Source organism: Lysinibacillus sp. RU7 (assembly GCF_057837305.1).
The window spans coordinates 173,349-194,383 of the sequence record NZ_JBYQFK010000004.1 but is presented as its reverse complement, the minus strand read 5'-3'; the positions used below and the strand labels follow the sequence as shown (position 1 = coordinate 194,383).

At 40.7% G+C, this 21,035-nt stretch carries 20 protein-coding genes, 1 rRNA gene and 1 riboswitch; of the genes, 17 read left to right on the top strand and 4 right to left on the bottom strand.

From position 1 onward, the window contains the following. Positions 1 to 166: 166 nt before the first annotated feature. The 17 genes from rrf to purD all read left to right on the top strand — a co-directional run bounded on the left by rrf (position 167) and on the right by purD (position 18,201). Positions 167 to 282 (top strand): 5S ribosomal RNA (gene rrf / locus AC3II9_RS04885). 337 nt (positions 283 to 619) lie between these two features. Then, positions 620 to 1,318 (top strand): response regulator transcription factor, encoded by a 699-nt coding sequence (locus AC3II9_RS04880; RefSeq protein ID WP_489153615.1) that lies wholly within the window; start codon positions 620 to 622, stop codon positions 1,316 to 1,318. After that, the gene (locus tag AC3II9_RS04875; RefSeq protein WP_489153613.1) at positions 1,315 to 2,757 is read left to right on the top strand and encodes a HAMP domain-containing sensor histidine kinase; all 1,443 of its coding nucleotides are present in this window, start codon (positions 1,315 to 1,317) and stop codon (positions 2,755 to 2,757) included. The genes AC3II9_RS04880 and AC3II9_RS04875 overlap by 4 nt, the downstream gene beginning before the upstream one ends. Beyond that, positions 2,757 to 3,809, top strand: a complete 1,053-nt coding sequence (locus AC3II9_RS04870) for a LolA family protein (protein WP_489153611.1) — start codon at positions 2,757 to 2,759, stop codon at positions 3,807 to 3,809. The genes AC3II9_RS04875 and AC3II9_RS04870 overlap by 1 nt, the downstream gene beginning before the upstream one ends. 242 nt (positions 3,810 to 4,051) lie before the next feature. Further along, positions 4,052 to 4,240 (top strand): NETI motif-containing protein, encoded by a 189-nt coding sequence (locus AC3II9_RS04865; protein ID WP_489153609.1) that lies wholly within the window; start codon positions 4,052 to 4,054, stop codon positions 4,238 to 4,240. A gap of 98 nt (positions 4,241 to 4,338) precedes the next feature. Further along, positions 4,339 to 4,438: riboswitch (purine riboswitch) on the top strand. Positions 4,439 to 4,603: 165 nt separating this feature from the next. Continuing rightward, the gene (purE, locus tag AC3II9_RS04860) at positions 4,604 to 5,092 is read left to right on the top strand and encodes a 5-(carboxyamino)imidazole ribonucleotide mutase (protein ID WP_489153607.1); all 489 of its coding nucleotides are present in this window, start codon (positions 4,604 to 4,606) and stop codon (positions 5,090 to 5,092) included. Then, complete coding sequence (gene purK, locus AC3II9_RS04855) at positions 5,089 to 6,213, top strand: 5-(carboxyamino)imidazole ribonucleotide synthase (RefSeq protein WP_489153605.1); 1,125 nt, start codon at positions 5,089 to 5,091, stop codon at positions 6,211 to 6,213. The genes purE and purK overlap by 4 nt, the downstream gene beginning before the upstream one ends. A gap of 14 nt (positions 6,214 to 6,227) precedes the next feature. Then, positions 6,228 to 7,523 (top strand): adenylosuccinate lyase, encoded by a 1,296-nt coding sequence (purB, locus tag AC3II9_RS04850; RefSeq protein WP_391374795.1) that lies wholly within the window; start codon positions 6,228 to 6,230, stop codon positions 7,521 to 7,523. 17 nt (positions 7,524 to 7,540) lie between these two features. Further along, entirely contained in the window at positions 7,541 to 8,251 is a 711-nt protein-coding gene (gene purC / locus AC3II9_RS04845) for a phosphoribosylaminoimidazolesuccinocarboxamide synthase (protein WP_489153603.1), read from the top strand. 3 nt (positions 8,252 to 8,254) lie between these two features. Further along, complete coding sequence (purS, locus tag AC3II9_RS04840; RefSeq protein ID WP_489153602.1) at positions 8,255 to 8,500, top strand: phosphoribosylformylglycinamidine synthase subunit PurS; 246 nt, start codon at positions 8,255 to 8,257, stop codon at positions 8,498 to 8,500. A gap of 4 nt (positions 8,501 to 8,504) precedes the next feature. Beyond that, positions 8,505 to 9,188, top strand: coding sequence for a phosphoribosylformylglycinamidine synthase subunit PurQ (gene purQ, locus AC3II9_RS04835; protein WP_489153600.1), 684 nt, complete (start codon positions 8,505 to 8,507; stop codon positions 9,186 to 9,188). Then, positions 9,175 to 11,409: a phosphoribosylformylglycinamidine synthase subunit PurL gene (gene purL, locus AC3II9_RS04830; protein ID WP_489153598.1), complete on the top strand. Its 2,235-nt coding sequence runs from the start codon at positions 9,175 to 9,177 to the stop codon at positions 11,407 to 11,409. Before purQ ends, purL begins: the two co-directional genes overlap by 14 nt. Beyond that, positions 11,385 to 12,803: an amidophosphoribosyltransferase gene (purF, locus tag AC3II9_RS04825; protein ID WP_489153596.1), complete on the top strand. Its 1,419-nt coding sequence runs from the start codon at positions 11,385 to 11,387 to the stop codon at positions 12,801 to 12,803. The genes purL and purF overlap by 25 nt, the downstream gene beginning before the upstream one ends. Before the next feature lie 29 nt (positions 12,804 to 12,832). After that, the gene (gene purM / locus AC3II9_RS04820) at positions 12,833 to 13,888 is read left to right on the top strand and encodes a phosphoribosylformylglycinamidine cyclo-ligase (protein ID WP_489153594.1); all 1,056 of its coding nucleotides are present in this window, start codon (positions 12,833 to 12,835) and stop codon (positions 13,886 to 13,888) included. Then, positions 13,888 to 14,454, top strand: a complete 567-nt coding sequence (gene purN / locus AC3II9_RS04815) for a phosphoribosylglycinamide formyltransferase (RefSeq protein WP_489153592.1) — start codon at positions 13,888 to 13,890, stop codon at positions 14,452 to 14,454. The genes purM and purN overlap by 1 nt, the downstream gene beginning before the upstream one ends. 510 nt (positions 14,455 to 14,964) lie before the next feature. After that, the gene (purH, locus tag AC3II9_RS04810; protein WP_391374775.1) at positions 14,965 to 16,500 is read left to right on the top strand and encodes a bifunctional phosphoribosylaminoimidazolecarboxamide formyltransferase/IMP cyclohydrolase; all 1,536 of its coding nucleotides are present in this window, start codon (positions 14,965 to 14,967) and stop codon (positions 16,498 to 16,500) included. 450 nt (positions 16,501 to 16,950) lie between these two features. Next, positions 16,951 to 18,201 carry a phosphoribosylamine--glycine ligase gene (gene purD / locus AC3II9_RS04805; RefSeq protein WP_489153590.1) on the top strand — a complete coding sequence of 417 codons (1,251 nt, stop codon included), beginning with the start codon at positions 16,951 to 16,953 and terminating at the stop codon, positions 18,199 to 18,201. A gap of 236 nt (positions 18,202 to 18,437) precedes the next feature. On the opposite strand, the gene AC3II9_RS04800 is transcribed toward purD, so the two are convergent. The 4 genes from AC3II9_RS04800 to AC3II9_RS04785 form a co-directional block, all read right to left on the bottom strand. Continuing rightward, complete coding sequence (locus tag AC3II9_RS04800; protein ID WP_489153588.1) at positions 18,438 to 19,223, bottom strand: hypothetical protein; 786 nt, start codon at positions 19,221 to 19,223, stop codon at positions 18,438 to 18,440. 19 nt (positions 19,224 to 19,242) lie between these two features. Next, positions 19,243 to 19,530 (bottom strand): hypothetical protein, encoded by a 288-nt coding sequence (locus tag AC3II9_RS04795; RefSeq protein ID WP_489153586.1) that lies wholly within the window; start codon positions 19,528 to 19,530, stop codon positions 19,243 to 19,245. Continuing rightward, on the bottom strand, positions 19,527 to 20,102 hold the full coding sequence (locus AC3II9_RS04790) for a hypothetical protein (RefSeq protein ID WP_489153585.1): 576 nt from the start codon (positions 20,100 to 20,102) through the stop codon (positions 19,527 to 19,529). Before AC3II9_RS04790 ends, AC3II9_RS04795 begins: the two co-directional genes overlap by 4 nt. A gap of 120 nt (positions 20,103 to 20,222) precedes the next feature. Then, positions 20,223 to 20,858 (bottom strand): BMQ_0737 family morphogenetic spore coat protein, encoded by a 636-nt coding sequence (locus AC3II9_RS04785; protein WP_489153583.1) that lies wholly within the window; start codon positions 20,856 to 20,858, stop codon positions 20,223 to 20,225. Positions 20,859 to 21,035 lie beyond the last annotated feature (177 nt).

Here is a 21,035-nt window from a genome sequence, read left to right as displayed (position 1 = left end):
GAAGTGTGGCGACACATGGAGCTGACGAATACTAATCGGTCGAGGACTTAACCACATTTTGTGTTGTGCACAATGCACCGTTTATCCAGTTTTGAAAGAACAACTTCTTTCTTACAAGAGAGCTTCAACACACAGGCATACGCCGTGTATTGGAGGTCGACCATAGTCTAGTGATGATGGCAAAGAGGTCACACCCGTTCCCATACCGAACACGGAAGTTAAGCTCTTTAGCGCCGATGGTAGTTGGGGGCTTCCCCCTGTGAGAGTAGGACGTCGCTAGGCACACGAGGATTCGATGAAATCGAATCCTTTTTTTATTTGGCTTTTTTCAAATACTTCATTCATATACAACGATTTCAGCGAATTAGGATATATCCATGACTATCTTAATCAGATGGACTTCATTAAAGCTAGAAGATATTTCTGTTTATCCCGCATTAATGGATAGTCATTTATACGACAATTTTGCCCATGCCTCCATAAAGTACCTTTTCTACATCTGATTTCTTATTTCAAACTTCACGATACCTATATTTTCCTCTATGCTAAAAATAAAGAATTTATAAAGTTCAAAAGATTAGATGAAACACTTGATATAGTAACACTAGGGGGCGACAACATGGAGCAACGTATTCTGTTAGTTGAAGATGATCGTGAAATTGCACGGATTATAAAAGATACATTAACAAAGGAAGGCTACCGGGTAACTTGGGCCACAACAGGTATGGAAGGATTAGTAGATTTTCAAGCCGGCAACTATGACTTATTACTTGTTGATTGGATGATGCCAGAAATGGACGGGTTAAAATTGACGGAGCATATACGCCTACAAAGTGATGTACCGATTATTATGATTAGTGCAAGAAACGAAGAAGCTGATAAAGTGGAAGGGCTACAAGGGGCAGATGATTATTTAGCTAAACCATTTTCACTAGGAGAATTAAAAGCGCGTGTTGCTTGTCAGCTAAGACGTTGGCAACGCTACAATAAAATACATGTAGCAGAAGAAATTGCTCAATTTCCATATGGGCTAAAAATTGATTGGAAACGTGAGCAAGTATTCTTACATGACAACGAACTCAATTTAACACAAAAGGAATTTGCCCTCTTAAAAGTATTGGCACAACATCCACGGGAGCTTTTCTCAAAAGAAGCGCTCTATACACATGTATGGCAACAACCTGAATTAGAGGAAACACATACTGTAACTGTTCATATTAAAGCACTGCGAGAGAAGCTACAAGATCCCGTAAAAAACCCTCATTTTATTCAAACTGTTTGGGGAAAGGGCTACCGCTTTGTAGGTGAACTGCTGTGAAAATTAAAACATGGCTGTTACTCACGTATTTACTCGTGATGATTTTGCCGCTTGTCGGTGTTTACGGTTTATATGTATCTATAAATGCTTACTACAAGGATAAGAATGTGGAGGAGTATTTTGATAACTGGAATACAATAAATTCCCTAAAACCGGTATTAGCTAATCCAAGGATTTATGAGAAAGATGCAGATTTTAGCGAGATTGAGATATTAACATCGAATGAATTAATGGTGACACTGTATGCACCTAATGGTCGGATTTATTATTCATCGAATCCGTTAACGACGGCTTATAGTATGTTCGAGGATAGGGAACGTGTATATAAGCATTTATATGAGTTTCAACAAAATTATCAAACCTTTGTGTATAAGGAGCCAGTGTATGAGAAGGGGCAAATGGTTGGTATTTATGAAGTGATATCCATACGTAAGGAATGGACGAAGCAAATCAATACTAAAACGCTTATAGTAGGGTTGGGTTTACTTGTTCTACTGTCCTTGTTATATGCAGCCGTTGTATATTTTTTAAACGTCCGTCTTCATCGACCAATGAAAGCATTAATACATCAAATGGCTGCTTTTGCGAAGGGAGAACCGACGGAGTGCCTACCTGTTAAAAAGGATGAGCTTGGCGAGGTAACGGCTAGCTTTCAGGCAATGCAGCAAGAAATAGAAGAGACACGTAAAAAACTTAATGAGCAGCAGCGTCAAAAGGAATTTATGATTGCCAGCCTTTCACATGATTTAAAAACACCGCTTACATCGATTCAGGCATATACAGAAAGCTTACAATCGGGGAGCTTAAGTATTCAGGAACAGCAGGACTATTTAGCAGTCATTTCATCGAAGTCTGATTATATGAAGCACCTGCTAGAGGATTTGATGATGTATACATTACTGCAATCGCCCCATTATGCGTTAGAGCTTGTAACCGTAGAGGGAGCTGAGCTTTTTGAGATGCTCCTTGCAGACTATGAGCAAATTAGTCAGGAAAAAGGGTTTTTAGCAAGGACAGACTTATATGTGGATGGGATATACGAGGTACATCCAAAGCAGTTGATGCGTGTTGTCGATAATGTTGTATCGAATGCGTGGACATATACAAACGATGGTGGGTTTATTGGGATCGCAGCTTTTGAACTTCCGCATATTCCGTCGTGGTGTGAGCAGTATGTGAAGGCACAACTTATCTGTGAAAACGGTGTCTATATCATCGTGCAAAATAGCGGTGACACATTAACAGTAGAGCAGTGTGAACGCATGTTTGATCCTTTATATCAAGTTGACCAAGCACGTAGCCAAATGGGACAGCGTGGTGCAGGGTTAGGTTTAAGCATTGCAAAACAAATCATTGAAAAACATTACGGTACGATTCAAGCCGTGTCACAACAAAATAGTACAGCCATTATTTGCTGGCTACCAGGAGGAGAATCCTAATGAAAAAAATCATTTATTCAGCAGCACTTATTTTGTCCTTATCACTTGCAGCATGCAGTGATGCAGAAAACTATTCCCCACAGGAAATTATTGACCAGGTCATGCAGGAAACAACCGAAGTATCTTCGTTTTACGGGGAGTATGTCATGGATACAGGGGATGGGCAGCCATCGACAGTCAAACAATGGGAAAAGGATGGGAAACGCCGTATCGAAGTTTCAGATGAAAGCGGTGCAAATGTCATTACAGTAAATGATGGCAAAACCCTTACTTCCTATGATGAACAATCAAAATCAGCGCTTGTCTATCATTTAACAACAGAAGGTGCCGAGCCTCTCATGCAACCATCACCAAAGGAACAGGCACATATGCTACTGAAAATGGTGGAGAATACACATGACATTTCAGTTGGTGAGGAAGAAAAGGTAGCTGGTCGTGACACTTACCATCTTATTGCAACGGCAAAGGAAGAGAATAGTTTAATAGGTGATTTGGAGATATGGGTCGATAAACAAACATGGATGACGTTAAAATCCGTAAGTCGTAGCGGTGATCTGGTGTTGACGATTGAATATACAATGTTTGATGTGGATCAAAAAATAGAGGATAGTTTATTTGTACTCGATTTACCGGCTGACGTAACGGTGGAAACGGAAGAAATGATTTCCCCAGCACAAGTAACGATCGAGGAAGCAAAGGCAGCACTTGGTGAGTTTTTAGTGATGAAAGAACAAAACGGCATTACATTAGAATCTGTAACAGATATGAAGGTGGAGGAACGACCTGAATTTGTCCTTAACTATTCATTAGACGGCGAACCAGCCTTTGCCCTTTCTGTTTTTGTACCAACTGAAAGCTATACAGAAATTGGTCCAAAGACGGGAGAGACGATTGAAGTGCGTGGGCAACAAGGAGAAAAGATTGACATGAATGCCTTCCGCTATGTGCAATGGACAGAAAACAATCACCAATACGGCGTGATCTTAGAAAACCCAGACGTAACGTTTGAAGAAGTTTATGAATATATCGAGCAAATGGAAATGGTGCAATAACATTAAAGGCAATCCGACTCATAATCGGATTGCTTTTTTTAAAAGATAAGAGAAGTCGCGTAAAAGTGCAGGAAAGTCGCGTAAAACCGTCCCAAACCCGCGTAAAAATCCCCAACACACAAAAACCACTCTATTGTAAGAATGTGACGAATCGTTCACAATTTTCTTACGATAATTTGTAACGGTCTTGGGGGAACATGTTATAGTAAGAGCAATATTTACAAACTGGAAGGATGACCATTTTGGGCAAAAAGCAAGTATGGTATGAAGTACAAGAAAATGAAACAATCGAGCAATGTCTAGACCGAATGAAGCAAGACGGCTATATGCCATGTGGGCGTAAGGAAGAGCCCGTTTTTCAAGAGGTCAATGGGGAACCGACATACCTACGTCAAAAAATACAGTTCAAAGGAATATTACTAGAAGAATAATAAAAAAAACGTTAAAATCCGAACGATAATGTTTAACTAAAAAATATTGTTCGCATTTTGTCGTTGATTTTATAGCCAACCCTTGTTAAAATGTGAACAGGAAAAACATTAGATCCCTACATATATGCTGGAGAATATGGCTCCAGTGTTTCTACCCGGTACCGTAAATTCCGGACTATGCAGGGAAAGCAACTTTTGGAACGATTGAAGAAAAGGGTGTGGCTTTAGATGCTTTTATCTGCATATTCTTTCAAATTTAGTCCTCAAGTAGATTGCTTTCTCGCGCTTAGAAAGTAGTTTATTTGGGGACTTTTTTATTGTTCAGATGGGGCAATAAATAGTTGTTAAAAGGAGAGCAAATTCATGAATCCGAAAATTGGCGTTATTATGGGCAGTTCTAGTGACTGGGAAACAATGAAGCATGCATGTGATATTTTAGATGAACTCGCAGTCCCTTATGAAAAGCAAGTTGTATCCGCACACCGCACACCAGACTTAATGTTTGAATATGCAGAAAATGCACGTGGACGTGGCATTCAAGTCATTATTGCTGGTGCTGGAGGCGCTGCACATTTACCAGGTATGGTGGCAGCTAAAACAACATTACCTGTGATCGGTGTACCCGTTCAATCTCGTGCATTAAATGGATTGGACTCACTACTTTCAATTGTGCAAATGCCAGGTGGTGTACCTGTGGCAACAGTAGCGATTGGTAAAGCAGGGGCAACAAATGCAGGGTTACTTGCAGCACAAATTTTATCGACTACTGATGCGGAGTTAGCAACAAAGCTTGACGCTCGTCGTGAAGTGACAAAACAACAGGTGTTAGAAAGCACAGGTGACTTAGTGTGACGAAAATGATTTATCCAGGTCAAACAATCGGTATTATCGGTGGCGGTCAGCTTGGACGAATGATGGCAGTCGCAGCAAAAGAAGCAGGGTTTAAAATTGCGGTGTTAGAGCCGTCAATGGACTCTCCTTGTGGACAAGTCGCAGATATTCGTATTGTGGCGCAATATAACGACGAGTCAGCTTTAGAAGAGCTGGCAGAAGTAAGTGATGTCATTACGTATGAATTCGAAAATATCGATTATGAGGGCTTAAAACGATTAACAGAAATCGCGTATGTGCCTCAAGGCGCTGAATTAGTCCGAATTACGCAAAATCGTGTAACGGAAAAAGCGGCGATTGTTGAAGCCGGCTGTCCTGTTGCACCGTACGTTGTGGCAGAGACGTATGAGGAGCTAGTGGCGAAAATTGACGAAATTGGCTTCCCGTGTATTGTCAAAACAGCGCGCGGCGGTTATGACGGCAAAGGGCAACAATTACTAAAAATAAAAGAAGATTTACCGTTAGCAGAAGGGTTATTTGCACATTCTGTATGTATCGCAGAAGGTTTTGTGCCATTTACAAAAGAGATTTCTGTGATTGTACAGCGTAATGGCCATGGCGAAACTTGTTGCTTACCGGTAGGTGAAAATATTCACGTACACCATATCTTACATGAAACGATTGTACCAGCGCGTATTGCAGAGCAGACTGCTACTCAAGCAGAGCAAGAAGCAGCAAAAATTGCAGATCATCTGGAACTAGTTGGTACATTAGCAGTCGAAATGTTTGTACTAGAAGATGGTGGCATCGTGATTAATGAATTAGCACCACGACCACACAATTCTGGTCATTATTCTATTGAGGCTTGTAATATTTCACAATTCACACAGCATATTCGTGCGGTGTGCGGCTGGCCGCTACGTAAGCCAAAGCTATGGTCACCATCTATTATGGTGAACGTACTAGGGCAACATGTAGTACCATTGACAAACTCTATTTCGAAGTATCCTGATTGGTCTGTTCATTTATACGGAAAAGCTGAAGCAAAAGTAAACCGTAAAATGGGTCACGTCACAATTATGACGGATGATTTAAATACAACACTAAAACAAATCAAGGATTCTGGTATCTGGCCAGAGTAGAAGGAGCACATACTATGATCGAACGTTATACACGACCTGAAATGGGTGCTATTTGGACGGAGCAAAACAAATTCCAAGCATGGCTTGAAGTCGAAATTTTAGCATGTGAGGCTTGGGCGGAAATCGGGGACATTCCGAAAGAGGACGTAGCGAAAATTCGCGCAAACGCATCATTCGATGTGGACCGTATTTACGAGATTGAGCAGGAAACACGCCATGACGTTGTTGCGTTTACACGCGCAGTATCTGAAACGTTAGGTGAGGAGCGCAAATGGGTACACTACGGTTTAACTTCAACAGACGTAGTGGACACGGCGCTGTCATACTTAATCAAACAAGCAAACAATATTCTTCGTAAAGATTTACACAACTTCATCGACATCATTCGTGAAAAAGCTTTAGAGCACAAATACACAGTAATGATGGGGCGTACACATGGGGTACACGCTGAGCCGACAACATTTGGCTTAAAGCTTGCCTTATGGTACCAAGAGATGCAACGTAACTTAGAGCGCTTTGAAGCAGCAGCGAAGACGATTGAAACAGGTAAAATGAGCGGCGCCGTTGGAACATACGCAAACATCAATCCTCGCGTAGAGGCATACGTATGTGAACACTTAGGCTTACAAGCAGCACCGATTTCAACGCAAACACTACAACGTGATCGTCATGCACAGTACTTTAGTACACTGGCATTAATCGCGACATCGATTGAAAAGTTTGCAACAGAAATTCGCGGTCTTCAAAAGTCAGAGACACGCGAAGTCGAGGAAGCGTTCGGTAAAGGTCAAAAAGGCTCTTCTGCTATGCCACATAAACGTAACCCGATCGGATCTGAAAATATGACGGGGATGGCTCGTCTAATCCGAGGTTACATGATGACGGCATATGAAAACGTAGCACTATGGCATGAACGTGATATTTCACATTCATCTGCAGAGCGCGTCATTATTCCAGATGCAACGATTGCGCTAAATTATATGTTAAATCGATTTGGCAACATCGTGAAAAACTTAACTGTATTCCCTGAAAACATGAAGCGTAATATGGATCGTACGTTTGGGCTAATCTACTCCCAACGAATTCTACTTGCGTTAATTGATAAAGGTTTAGTACGTGAAGAAGCGTATGATACTGTGCAGCCACTAACAGCGCGTGCATGGGATGAGCAAACACAGTTCCGACCATTAGTAGAAGCGAATGAAAAAATTACGTCGCTCCTATCCAAAGAGGAATTAGACGATTGCTTTGATTACAACTATCACATCCAAAACGTCGATCTCATTTTCGAACGTTGCGGTCTAAACTAATCTAGGGGGAACATGTCATGAATAAAGGTCAACTTTTGTACGAAGGTAAAGCAAAACGATTATATGCTACAGAGAATCCAGAAATCCTCTTTGTGGAATACAAGGACAGTGCAACAGCATTCAATGGTGAAAAGAAGGAAGACATTGCCGGTAAAGGCGTGTTAAATAACCGTATTACAACCCTTATATTCGAAAAATTACAAGCAGCCGGAATTGCGTCACATTTCGTGCAACGTATTTCTGATAATGAGCAGCTTGTCAAAAAAGTCGACATCATTCCAATCGAGCTTGTCGTGCGCAATATTGCGGCAGGCTCACTCGCAAAACGATTAGGGCTAGAAGAGGGGACACCGCTTAAGCGCCCGATTGTAGAGTATTACTATAAAAATGATGATTTAGGTGACCCGCACATTACAACAGAGCATATTGATGTGCTCGGTATTGCCACACCAGAAGAGGTACAAGCACTATACGATGGCGGTCTTCAAGTCAACGAAGTGCTACGTCCGATCTTTTCTGATGTAGGGGTAGAGCTAATCGACTTTAAACTTGAGTTTGGGCGCGATGTGAACGGGAATGTATTACTTGCCGATGAAATTTCACCAGATACTTGTCGACTTTGGGATACTAAAACGAAACAAAAGCTTGATAAAGATGTGTTCCGCCGCAATCTTGGTAGTTTAACAGAAGTATATGAAATCATACTTACTAGACTTGGAGGAAAATAGACAATGAAGAAAGTTAAAATTTACGTAACATTAAAAGAAAGTATTTTAGATCCACAAGGTTCAGCAGTAAAAGGTTCATTAGAGAAAATCGGTTATGGTGAAGTAGCAGATGTACGTATCGGTAAATACTTAGAAGTTACAATCGCTGACACAGACCGCGATATCGAGACAATCGTTAAAGAAATGTGTGAAAAAATGTTAACAAACACTGTCATCGAAAACTACCGCTACGAAATTGAGGAGGCATAATACTATGAAATTTGCAGTACTCGTTTTCCCAGGGTCTAACTGTGATATCGACATGTATCATGCGATCAAAGACGAATTAGGTGAAGAAGTAGAATACGTTTGGCATACAGCGGATAGCTTAGAAGGCTTCGACGGTGCACTAGTACCTGGTGGCTTCTCGTATGGTGACTACTTACGCTGTGGCGCGATGGCTAACCAATCGAACATTATGAAGGCATTAAAGGAGTTTGCAGCTGAGGGCAAGCCAGTACTTGGGGTATGTAATGGATTCCAAATCTTAACGGAAGCGGGCTTACTACCAGGGGCGCTTTTACGTAATAAAAACTTAAAATTCATGTGCCGTACAGTACAGTTAAAAGTGGAAAATAACAACACATTATTCTCAAATCAGTACGAGCAAGGTGAAGTCATTAATATTCCAATCGCACACGGCGAAGGGAACTATTACTGTGATGAAGAAACATTAGCAGCTTTAAAAGCAAACAACCAAATCGTGTTCACATACTCAGGTGACAATCCGAATGGTTCTTTAGAAGATATCGCAGGGATTATTAACGAGCAAGGTAACGTACTTGGTATGATGCCACACCCAGAGCGTGCAGCAAACGAAATCGTTGGCGGCGCAGACGGGCTGAAATTATTTAAATCAATTGTGAAGCAGTGGAGGGAACAACATGTCAACAACTAAATTCGAGCCATCATCGGAGCAAATTAAAGAGCAACGTCTTTATGCGGACATGGGTATGACAGATGAAGAATACGATTTAGCGGTAGAGAAATTAGGGGGACGCAAGCCTAATTGGACGGAAATCGGTTTATTCTCGGTAATGTGGTCAGAACACTGCTCATACAAAAAATCGAAGCCAGTATTACGCAAATTCCCAACAAAAGGGCCTCAAGTATTACAAGGTCCTGGTGAAGGTGCTGGTATCGTAGATATCGGTGACGAGCAAGCGGTTGTATTCAAAATGGAATCACACAATCACCCGTCAGCAATTGAACCGTACCAAGGTGCAGCAACAGGTGTTGGCGGTATTATCCGTGACGTATTTTCAATGGGTGCACGCCCAATTGCGATGCTAAACTCTTTACGTTTTGGCGAGTTAAAATCAGCACGTGGTAAATACTTATTTGAAGAAGTAGTTGCGGGTATCGCAGGTTATGGGAACTGTATCGGGATTCCAACAGTAGGTGGCGAAATTCAGTTCGACCCTTGCTACGAAGGGAACCCACTTGTCAACGCTATGTGCGTAGGGTTAATTGACCATAAGGACATCCAAAAAGGTGTAGCTGCTGGTGTAGGTAACACAGTGATGTACGTTGGAGCAAAAACAGGTCGTGATGGTATTCACGGTGCGACATTCTCTTCTGAAGAGTTATCAGATGAAGCAGATGAGAAGCGTTCAGCTGTTCAAGTTGGGGACCCATTCATGGAGAAGCTATTACTTGAAGCTTGCTTAGAAGTAGTGAAATCAGATGCGCTTGTTGGGATTCAAGATATGGGTGCTGCGGGTCTTACATCGTCTTCAGCAGAAATGGCTTCGAAAGCTGGCACGGGTGTAGAGATGAACTTAGACTTAGTTCCTCAACGTGAAACAAATATGACAGCTTACGAGATGATGTTATCTGAGTCTCAAGAGCGTATGCTAATCGTTGTCAAAGCAGGTCGTGAAGAAGAAATTAAAGCGATCTTTGAAAAATATGATTTAGATGCTGTAGCAGTAGGTCGTGTAACGGACGATAAAATGCTTCGCTTATTACACAACGGTGAGGTTGTGGCGGAAGTACCGGCAGATGCACTTGCAGAAGACGCACCAGTTTACTATATGCCAGATGCTGAGCCAGCTTATTTTGCTGAGTTCCAAGCGATGGAAAATGTTGAACCAACTGTAACAGACTACAAAGAAACATTAACAGCACTTTTAAAAGCACCAACTGTTGCTTCGAAAGAGTGGGTGTATGATCAATATGACTATCAAGTACGTACAAACACAGTCGTAGCGCCTGGTTCGGACGCAGCGGTGTTACGTGTACGTGGTACAAATAAAGGGTTAGCGATGACAACTGACTGTAACTCTCGCTACATCTACTTAGATCCAACTACAGGCGGTAAAATCGCGGTAGCAGAAGCAGCGCGTAACATCGTATGTTCGGGTGGTCAACCACTAGCGATTACAGACTGTTTAAACTTCGGTAACCCAGAGAAACCAGAAATCTTCTGGCAAATCCAAAAGTCAGCTGATGGGATTGCAGCGGCATGTTTAGCATTAGATGCACCAGTTATCGGTGGTAACGTATCTATGTACAACGAGCGTTCAGGTGAAGCGGTTTACCCAACACCAACAATCGGTATGGTTGGTTTAGTAAAAGACTTATCACACGTGACAACACAAGAAGTGAAGCAAGCGGGCGACATCGTGTACGTAGTAGGTGAAACGAAAACAGAATTCGGTGGCTCTGAATTACAAAAATTAATCGAAGGTCAAATTTCAGGTAAAGCACCATCAATTGATTTAGACGTAGAAGCCATTCGTCAAGCAACGATTTTAGAGGCGATTCGTGCAGGTCTTGTACAATCAGCGCACGACGTTTCTGAGGGCGGTGTAGCGGTTGCACTTGCAGAAAAAACGTTTGCAGCAAACGGCTTAGGTGTCAATGTGACGTTAACAGGTTCTGCTGTAACAGCCTTATTTGCTGAATCACAATCACGCTTTGTTCTTACAGTAAAAGAAGAAAATGCAGCAGCATTTGAAGAAATCGTAAAAGACGCACAAAAAATCGGTGTCGTAACAGAAGAGGCAACATTAACAATTAACGGTGACAACGGTGTGCTTGTAGAAGGTACAGTGGAGGAATTCCGTTCTGCTTGGAAAGGAGCAATCCCATGCTTGCTGAAATCAGAGGCTTAAACGAAGAATGTGGGGTTTTTGGTATTTGGGGACACTCAGATCCAGCACAAATTAGTTACTACGGTTTACATGCACTACAACATCGCGGACAAGAAGGCGCAGGGATTGTCGTTACAGACGGCTCTACCTTGCGCGCCGTAAAAGGCGAAGGACTTGTCAATGATGTGTTTAACGAAGAAAAGTTAAGCAAAGTGAAAGGAAAAGCAGCGATTGCGCATGTTCGTTATACAACGCAAGGCGGTGCTGGTCCTCAAAATGTACAGCCTTTACTTTTCCATTCATCAACAGGCAGTTTATCGATTGCCCATAACGGGAACTTAGTAAATGCTAATCACTTAAAACAGTATTTAGAACGAGGCGGAAGCATTTTCCACTCTTCTTCCGATACAGAAGTATTAGCACACTTAATTAAAAAATCAACGCACTCACCATTCCGTGCAAAAGTGAAAAATGCATTGTCTTTATTAAAAGGGGCATTTTCATTCTTAATTATGACAGAAGAAACAATGATGGTCGCACGTGACATGCATGGTTTACGTCCGTTGTCATTAGGGAAATTAGGCGACGGCTGGGTCGTTGCTTCAGAAACATGTGCATTTGATTTAATCGGTGCAGAATATGTACGTGAAGTAGAACCAGGTGAATTAATCATTATTAACGATAAAGGTTTAGAATCGGATCGTTTCGTAGCGAAAGATAATCGCGCGATGTGTGCAATGGAATATGTGTATTTAGCACGTCCTGATTCAGATATCGACGGTATTAATGTACACATGGCGCGTAAACGTATGGGGAAACAACTAGCAAAAGAATGTGCCCATATTGAAGCAGATGTTGTAACAGGTGTACCGGATTCAAGTATTTCAGCAGCCATTGGTTTTGCGGAAGAAAGCGGCATCCCGTACGAGCTTGGTTTAATTAAAAACCGCTATGTTGGCCGTACATTTATCCAGCCAACACAAGAGCTGCGCGAGCGCGGTGTAAAAATGAAACTTTCACCGGTTCTGCAAGTCGTGAAAGGGAAACGTGTCGTGATGGTAGATGATTCCATCGTGCGCGGCACAACATCTCGTCGTATCGTTAAAATGTTAAAAGATGCAGGGGCTACAGAGGTGCATGTAGTAATTTCATCGCCGCCAATGACAGACCCATGTTTCTACGGCATTGATACATCTACACATGAAGAGTTAATTGCATCGAGTCATAGTGTTGAAGAAATTTGTGAAACAATTGGTGCAGATACGTTAACATTCCTTTCAGCAGAAGGAATGATTGAAGCGACTGCACGTCCATTTGAAGATGAAAACCGTGGCTTATGTATGGCTTGCTTCTCAGGAAAATATCCAACAGAAATTTTCCCAGATACAGTCTTACCACATGAAAAAGAATGTTAAAAGGTTTATTAAGGAGGAGCTAACGGCTTATGTCAAAAGCATATGAACAAGCAGGGGTAAATATTGAAGCGGGTTATGAAGCAGTGAAGCGTATGAAATCACACGTTGAACGTACAAATCGTTTAGGTGTGATGGGAACATTTGGTGGCTTCGGCGGGATGTTTGACCTGTCTACGTTAAACTTAAAGGAACCTGTTCTTATTTCAGGTACAGATGGTGTTGGTACGAAGTTAAAGCTTGCTTTTATGGTAGATAAACATGACACAATCGGTATCGACTGTGTCGCAATGTGTGTCAACGATATCGTTGCACAAGGCGCAGAGCCACTTTATTTCCTTGATTATGTAGCAGTAGGGAAAGCAGAGCCTGCTAAAATCGAGCAAATCGTTAAAGGGGTAGCGGATGGCTGTGTGCAGTCTGGTGCAGCTTTAATCGGTGGCGAGACAGCAGAAATGCCTGGTCTTTATGAGGAAGATGAATACGATTTAGCTGGTTTTGCTGTAGGTGCTTGTGAAAAAGCAAACATCATTACAGGTGAAAAAATTGTAGAAGGCGACGTACTAATCGGTCTTACTTCAAGCGGTGTGCATTCAAATGGTTATTCATTAGTGCGTAAAATCGTATTCGCGGATAATGAGTTCGCAGTCGATCAAGTAGTAGAAGGCTATGAAGACTTAGGTCCAATCGGTGAAGCGTTACTTGTGCCGACAAAGCTGTATGCAAAACCAGTACTTGCGATGCTTAAAGCAGGCGATGTGCATGGTTGTGCACACGTGACAGGTGGTGGCTTCTATGAAAACTTACCACGTATGATGCCAGCAGGACTTGCAACAGAAATCGACTTAGGCTCTTGGCCAGTACTACGCATCTTTGAATTCTTAAAAGACAAAGGTCAGTTAGCAGACAAAGACTTATACAATGTGTTCAACATGGGTGTTGGTTTTGTAGTAGCTGTTCCTGAATCAGATGTAGAAAAAGTAATTGCTGCTGCAGAAGCAAACGGCGAAAAAGCCTATAAAATTGGTCGTGTTGTAAAAGGTGAAGGCGTTGTATTCAACGGTGAGCATGATGGGAGCTTAGTGTAATGACGGCGAAAATTGCAGTATTTGCTTCAGGAAGCGGCTCAAACTTCCAAGCCATTCAAGAAGCGATTGAACGTGGAGACCTACAAGCAAGCATCGAGCTTGTTGTAACAGATAAGCCAGGTGCATACGTCGTTACACGTGCAAATAACTTAAATATCCCAGTGCTAGAACTTGCACCAAAAACATTCGACTCAAAAGCAGCATATGAAGAGGCGATTATCGCTGAATTACGTGCGCGTAATGTGGAGTGGGTTGTGCTAGCAGGTTATATGCGTCTCGTCAGTGATGTGCTACTTGCTACCTATCCGAATCGCATTATTAACATTCACCCATCTTTACTTCCTTCATTCCCTGGCAAAGATGCAATCGGTCAAGCGATGGAGCATGGTGTGAAAGTAACAGGTGTGACAGTACACTATGTCGATGCAGGCATGGATACAGGTCCTATCATCGCACAAGCAGCGGTAGAAGTGGTAGACGGAAACCGCGAAGCGACAGAAGAACGCATTCATCAAGTAGAACATGCGCTTTATACAAAAACATTACAACATTTATTTAGTAAATGATGTACTAGTTTATTAGTATACCAGGTGTGTTGATTATCAAAATATTTCCTTTATAGAAGCGTGTTTTTTAGAAAAACATGATCAAAAATGACTTGCTAGTTGATTGCAGCGGAATCGGCGAGACTCCTACGGGAACAGCATGAGCGGAAGACCCCGCAGGAGCGAGGTACTAGGGCACTGAAAAACTTATAAATCACTAAAAAACATAGTAACTAATTATGATTTTCGTAATTATACAAACAGTAAAAATGGATTTATATTAAGATTTTTTGTGTAAATCGACTTTTTCAGTGGCTTCGCGAGGTACGAGCGACGAGGAGGCTGAAGCCATGCCCGTGGAAAGCGAGCCGAATGGAGCGAAAATCAACGTTTCACACGATTATATTAACAATAAAAGGTAAATCAACGGGCTTATTAGTATACTAACTTTTAATAGCTCAGCAGGCAGTGTCTGTTGTGAAAATGACAATAAAAGCTTTTACGGCTTATAACATATTGGAGGACGTTATTGTGACTAAACGTGCACTAATCAGTGTTTCGAATAAAGAGGGTATTTTAGATTTTGCAAAAGAGCTTGTGGCATTAGGCTACGAAGTTCTTTCAACTGGCGGCACAAAAAAATTACTTCAAGATAACAACGTACCGGTAACAGCTGTTGACGAAGTAACAAAATTCCCAGAAATTTTAGATGGTCGTGTTAAAACATTAAACCCAATGATTCACGGTGGATTATTAGGGAAATTTGATGAGCCAAGCCACGTAGCACAAATGCAAGAGCACGGCATTGAGCCAATCGAAATCGTTTGTGTAAACTTATACCCATTCGTTGAAACCATTTCAAAGCCAAACGTATCTTGGGACGATGCTATTGAAAACATCGATATCGGCGGCCCAACAATGCTACGTTCAGCGGCGAAAAACCACGATTATGTAACAGTAATTGTAGATGCAAACGACTATGCAGGCGTACTAAAAGAGTTAAAAGCAGACGGTAAGACGACGATTGAAACACGCCGTCGCTTAGCAGCAAAAGTATTCCGTCATACAGCGGCATATGATTCGTATATTTCCAACCACTTAACAGAAGCGATTGGTGAAGAGTTCCCAGAAAACTTAACAGTAACGTATGAGTTAAAACAATCATTACGTTACGGTGAAAACCCTCACCAAAAAGCAGCATTTTATGCAAAACGTCTTGGTTCTGATTTCTCAATCGCATATGCAACACAGTTACACGGGAAAGAGCTTTCTTACAACAACATCCAAGATGCAAACGCTGCACTTCAAATCGTAAAAGAATTCGAAATGCCAGCAGCGGTAGCAGTGAAGCATATGAATCCTTGTGGTGTTGGTACAGGTGTAACAATCGAAGAAGCATTCAATAAAGCATATGAAGCAGATCCAACATCGATTTTCGGTGGGATTATTGCTCTAAATATGGAAGTAGATCAAGCAACAGCTGAAAAGCTTTCTGGTATTTTCTTAGAAATCATCATCGCGCCAAGCTTTACACAAGAAGCACTTGATATTTTAACAGCTAAGAAAAACATTCGCCTCATGACAATTGATTTTGCACAAGCAAAACAAGACAAATTCAATGTTGTCTCAGTAGAAGGTGGCTTACTTGTACAAGAGCCAGACCGCTTTGGCTTTGCAGATGCAGATATTAAAGTCGTAACAGACCGCGAGCCAACAGAAGCAGAGTGGGAAGCATTAAAGCTTGGCTGGGCAGTCGTAAAGCATGTAAAATCGAACGCTATCGTTGTATCTGACGCACAAATGACACTTGGTGTTGGTGCTGGTCAAATGAACCGCGTAGGCGCAGCAAAAATCGCTTTCGAACAAGCGGGTGAAAAAGCAAATGGTGCAGCACTTGCATCGGACGCATTCTTCCCAATGGGCGATACAGTAGAAGCAGCAGCAGCAGCGGGTATTAAAGCGATCATCCAACCAGGCGGCTCGATTAAAGACCAAGATTCCATTGATATGGCAAATAAACACGGTATTGCGATGGTATTTACAGGTGTTCGCCACTTTAAACACTAATCGCGGGTAAACCCGATAAATTCGCGGGTAAATCACTAAATTCCGCGGGTATTTAGGTAACACTTGCTCCCAAAGTAAAAAACAATAGTTTTCTTAAGTAAGTCACGTTATAATTGAATAATGTTTCGCTATTATTCTGGCCGGATAATAGCAGAAGCGTTTGAAATTGTTTCATTTGTTCTTTCTGGCCGGAAGAACATGGAGCAAAGCGCATGGCTTTGGCCGGGCATGACGCTAATTTAAAATAGACCGCTTAGTATGCATCCACTTTGGTCGGGGGATGCAGAACGGCAACATTCACACAATAACTTATTCAACATGACTATTTTGGTCGGGTACGATTATTGAAAGGTTACTGTAGAATGCACAAAACGCTCGCCTCATTCTAGATATGGCGAGCGTTTTTTTTAACGAAAAGTTTAATACAAAAACAGTAGGAGGGTTTTATTCATGAAAGTTCTTGTAATCGGTAGTGGTGGTCGTGAGCATGCGATCGCTAAGCAATTTAGCGAGGCGCCATCAGTAGAAAAAGTATTCGTTGCACCAGGTAACGATGGAATGAAACAAGATGCAGAAGTGGTTACAATCGACGGGTTAGACTTTGCAGCGCTTACTACATTTGCAAAGGAAAATGCAATCGACTTAACATTCGTAGGACCGGAACAACCACTTGCAGTTGGTATTGTTGATCATTTCCAAGCAGAAGGTTTAACAATCTTCGGCCCAACAAAGGCAGCAGCTCAAATTGAAGGTTCTAAATCCTATGCAAAAGAAATTATGAAAAAATACAATATCCCAACAGCTGCTTACGAAACATTTACAGAAGCGGAGCCAGCGATTGCGTACATTCAAGCACAAGGTGCACCAATCGTTGTCAAAGCGGATGGATTAGCAGCTGGTAAAGGTGTAATTGTCGCGATGACAGAAGAAGAAGCAATCGAGGCAGTCAACGATATGATTGGTAACCAACGTTTCGGTGACTCTTCATCACGTGTAGTAATCGAAGAATTCCTTGACGGGGAAGAATTTTCATTTATGTCATTTGTACATAAAGGGCAAATTTACCCAATGGTCATTGCGCAAGACCATAAGCGTGCATATGACGGCGACCAAGGACCAAATACAGGTGGGATGGGTGCCTATTCACCAGTACCGCAAATTCCACAAGAAATGGTATCACGTGCTTACATCGAAATCGTAGAACCAACAGTTAAAGCTATGGAAGAAGAAGGTGTGTCGTTTACAGGGATTCTGTATGCAGGATTAATCTTAACTGAGAAAGGTCCGAAAGTGATCGAGTTTAACGCGCGCTTCGGTGATCCTGAAACACAGGTCGTGTTACCACGCATGGCTTCAGACTTCGGTTTATTTATGACAGCATTAATGGAAGAAAAATATTTCGACCTACAATGGCATGATGAAGCAATGTTAGGAGTTGTAGTAGCGGCTGAAGGTTATCCAGGAGATGTAGAAAAAGGCAATCCACTACCGGAGCTTTCAGATATCGCGTTACCTGTATATCATGCAGGTACAAAACAAGTGGACGGTCAGTTTGTCGGCAATGGTGGCCGTGTGTTATTAGTGGCAGCGAAAGCAGACGATTTAAAAGCAGCACAAGAAAAAGTATACGCGGAGCTAGGGAAGAAAGAATGGACAAACTTCTTCTTCCGTAAAGACATCGGCTGGCGTACGTTTAAATAATGTAAATAAGAGCGTCCTGAAAGTTTGTTGCTTTCGGGACACTCTTATAAAGATTGACTAAAAACAGGGTAGTTGTAGTGTTTGAATCTCCTCGTTATCGTGGTGTATAAAAAATGGGCATCCTATATAGAAAATGTCACAGCAGAAGGCATTTTTAATTGCAAGGGCAAATAGCTGATGCGCATACATGAAAGAGGAAGCGCCTTCGATTTGAATTTCCACTTGTTTATGTTGTATTATTTATTTTCTATGTCAATCGTAAGCTGAGCCAGTTGCTGTTCAACATCGTCTAGCATTTGTAATTTTTTCTCCAATTGCTTTTCGAAGTTTAGCGTTTTACTATAAATGATTTGTATTTGCTCATCTAGATGAGCAAAGAGGTTAGAAGCTTTAGGAACTTTGGATTTTGAAGGAATAGCATTCACTTTAGCTTCTTGAATAGTATGTAATAGTTTTTTAATTTCGTTACTTTCATATTCAATTTTCTCGATAATATTGTTATCTAATTGAACTTGGCTTGTCTTGAATTCTTCATGAATAGTTTGTAGCTGTTGATTTATTTTTGTAATAAAATTAGGCAGTTCATTTTCGAATAGTTTGCTAAAGGGAGTTATAGTGGATTCTTGCAAGTGTAATGTAGAGGTATTTAATTGCTGTTCCGTTTTTTTTAAAGTCTCTACTAAATGTCTGTTCTCTTTTCGTAAATTATTTGTTTCTTGTACTAAAGATTGAATGGAAGCAATAAGTTTCATCCTTTTATCTTCACATGCTCGAATCTCTTTTTGAAAAGTCTTTACTTCATTTTGAAAATTTCTTTTTAGTTTTAAAATTTCCATAGATAATTGTTTTTCTTGCTTTTTTAGTTGGAAGTTTTCCTTTTCAAGGCTAAGAGCCAGTGAGTAATAATCTTTTTTTTTTAGCTGTGTGACTTCATTTTCGTATCTAGCTAATTCAGATTTTAAGAATATGATCTTTTGTTTTAATTGAAGAATGTTGTCGTTTTGGCTATGTTCATTCTTCATCTATACCCCTCCTTTTATGCTAGGCAAGATTTCTGAATAAATTAATGAGCGTTTCAAACTCTTTTTTGTTCTCATCCATCACATAATCAAGTTGCTCTAATAGTTCGGTAGAATCTATATGTTCATTTTTTACTTTATTCATAAATAATAGGTAAATGAGTAGTAGGTGCAAAGTGCCTTTTTCTAAAAATATGAAACTATTATCATTCTCCTTTACATTTTCTTTTGAGTTAGTTAAGTGATTTTTCATATATTGATTGACAATCTGCTCTATAAGTAATAATTGATTTTCATCTAATGGACTCATTTTACTCCCTCCTGTTCAAGATTGATTACACTTAAATTAATAGGATTAATCACAGCGATTCCATCCTCGAATTGTTCACAATAGGTAAGGCCTGTAATGCTACCTTCATAAGATGTATTGGATGGCCATTTGATTTGAAAATTTTCAAATGAAATGCGTTCATTTGGTTCAAGGGTTGTTTTCAAAAGTGGTGTAAAAGAGAATGTATCTTTCTCTTCAGTGTTTTTTAATCGTAGCCATTCATTTGGACGTTTTAAATTTTGAGGGGAATGATTGTACACATATCTTCCTGTAAAAGAAAACGGGGAGTTTTCAGGTAATTGTATTGTAATCGTGAGATTGGTTAGTGGTATATTACCAATATTCCAAATATGGTAAGAGCCTAAACATAAGCTTTCCTGCTCTAATGCATAAGAAATGTTAAATGATGATGTAAAGTAGCTCATGACCTTACTGCTTTTTGCAGCATGGAGTGTATCCCATATTTTTTTTAATTCCATTGTATATAAATTTGTTTGCTGTTGAAGTTTATTTATTTTTTCCTCAAGCTGATTGTTTGTAGTAGCCAGCATTAAAACCTCCTTACTAAAAAGATGGGGGAGCTCTATCCATATCATAAAATAAGGAAAGGGCTCATTTTCCCTTTCCTTATTTTATGATATTAAGTTTTCAGTTATTACATTCCTAATACTTTAAGGAAAAATTACAGAACAATTGCTTGGGCGACCAGCTGGTGGGCAAGCAATCGGTAAATCTGCTCTTGGTTCACAGTATTCTGCTAAAAACTCTACAGTTACAGGGAACGTAGATTGGATGCTTTGACAAACTGTTACAGAGAGAGCTAAATTATCGAAAGACATTGTACCGTCGCTGTTATTAGTTGGGTTGCTAGCTGAACATACGAAACAATCAAGGTCTGTGTAAGTAACGTCTATATTTGTCCCTTTTGGTGCACACATTACAACATGCTCACAACGCGAAACGTCAAAGCTGTCACTTGTATATTGTGTACCATTTGGGAAAGTAACACAAATTGTTACAGTGAAATTCTTTTGTAGTGTAATTTGTTGTAAACATACTGATGTTCCATCAATAGTAAAGTTACGATTTTCACGATGTAGCACGACAACAGGATTATATTCATTTGGCACAACTTGACACGTTACACGTACTCCTGTCATATCTACAAGAGTAGTTGGTAAACTTGGGAAAGCAATTGGGTTTGTTGGATAAAGTTCGAATGACATGTCTTTTACGAGCCAGTCATAAACCTTTTCAACATTCATACAAATGAGTTCACTCGCCTGTGATGGCGTATTTTCCTGCATTTTTTGACACCTCCATATATTTTCATCGTTCGTTTGTATAATATGACGTGTCAATATAAGTGTATAGGCAAATAAATCAATCATCATTTTTTTCGCTTCTTTTAGTAGCGGTTTCTGCATCTAACAATAATAAGGTATATACTGTGTTGTATGTAGTAACAGAATATAAATATTTTT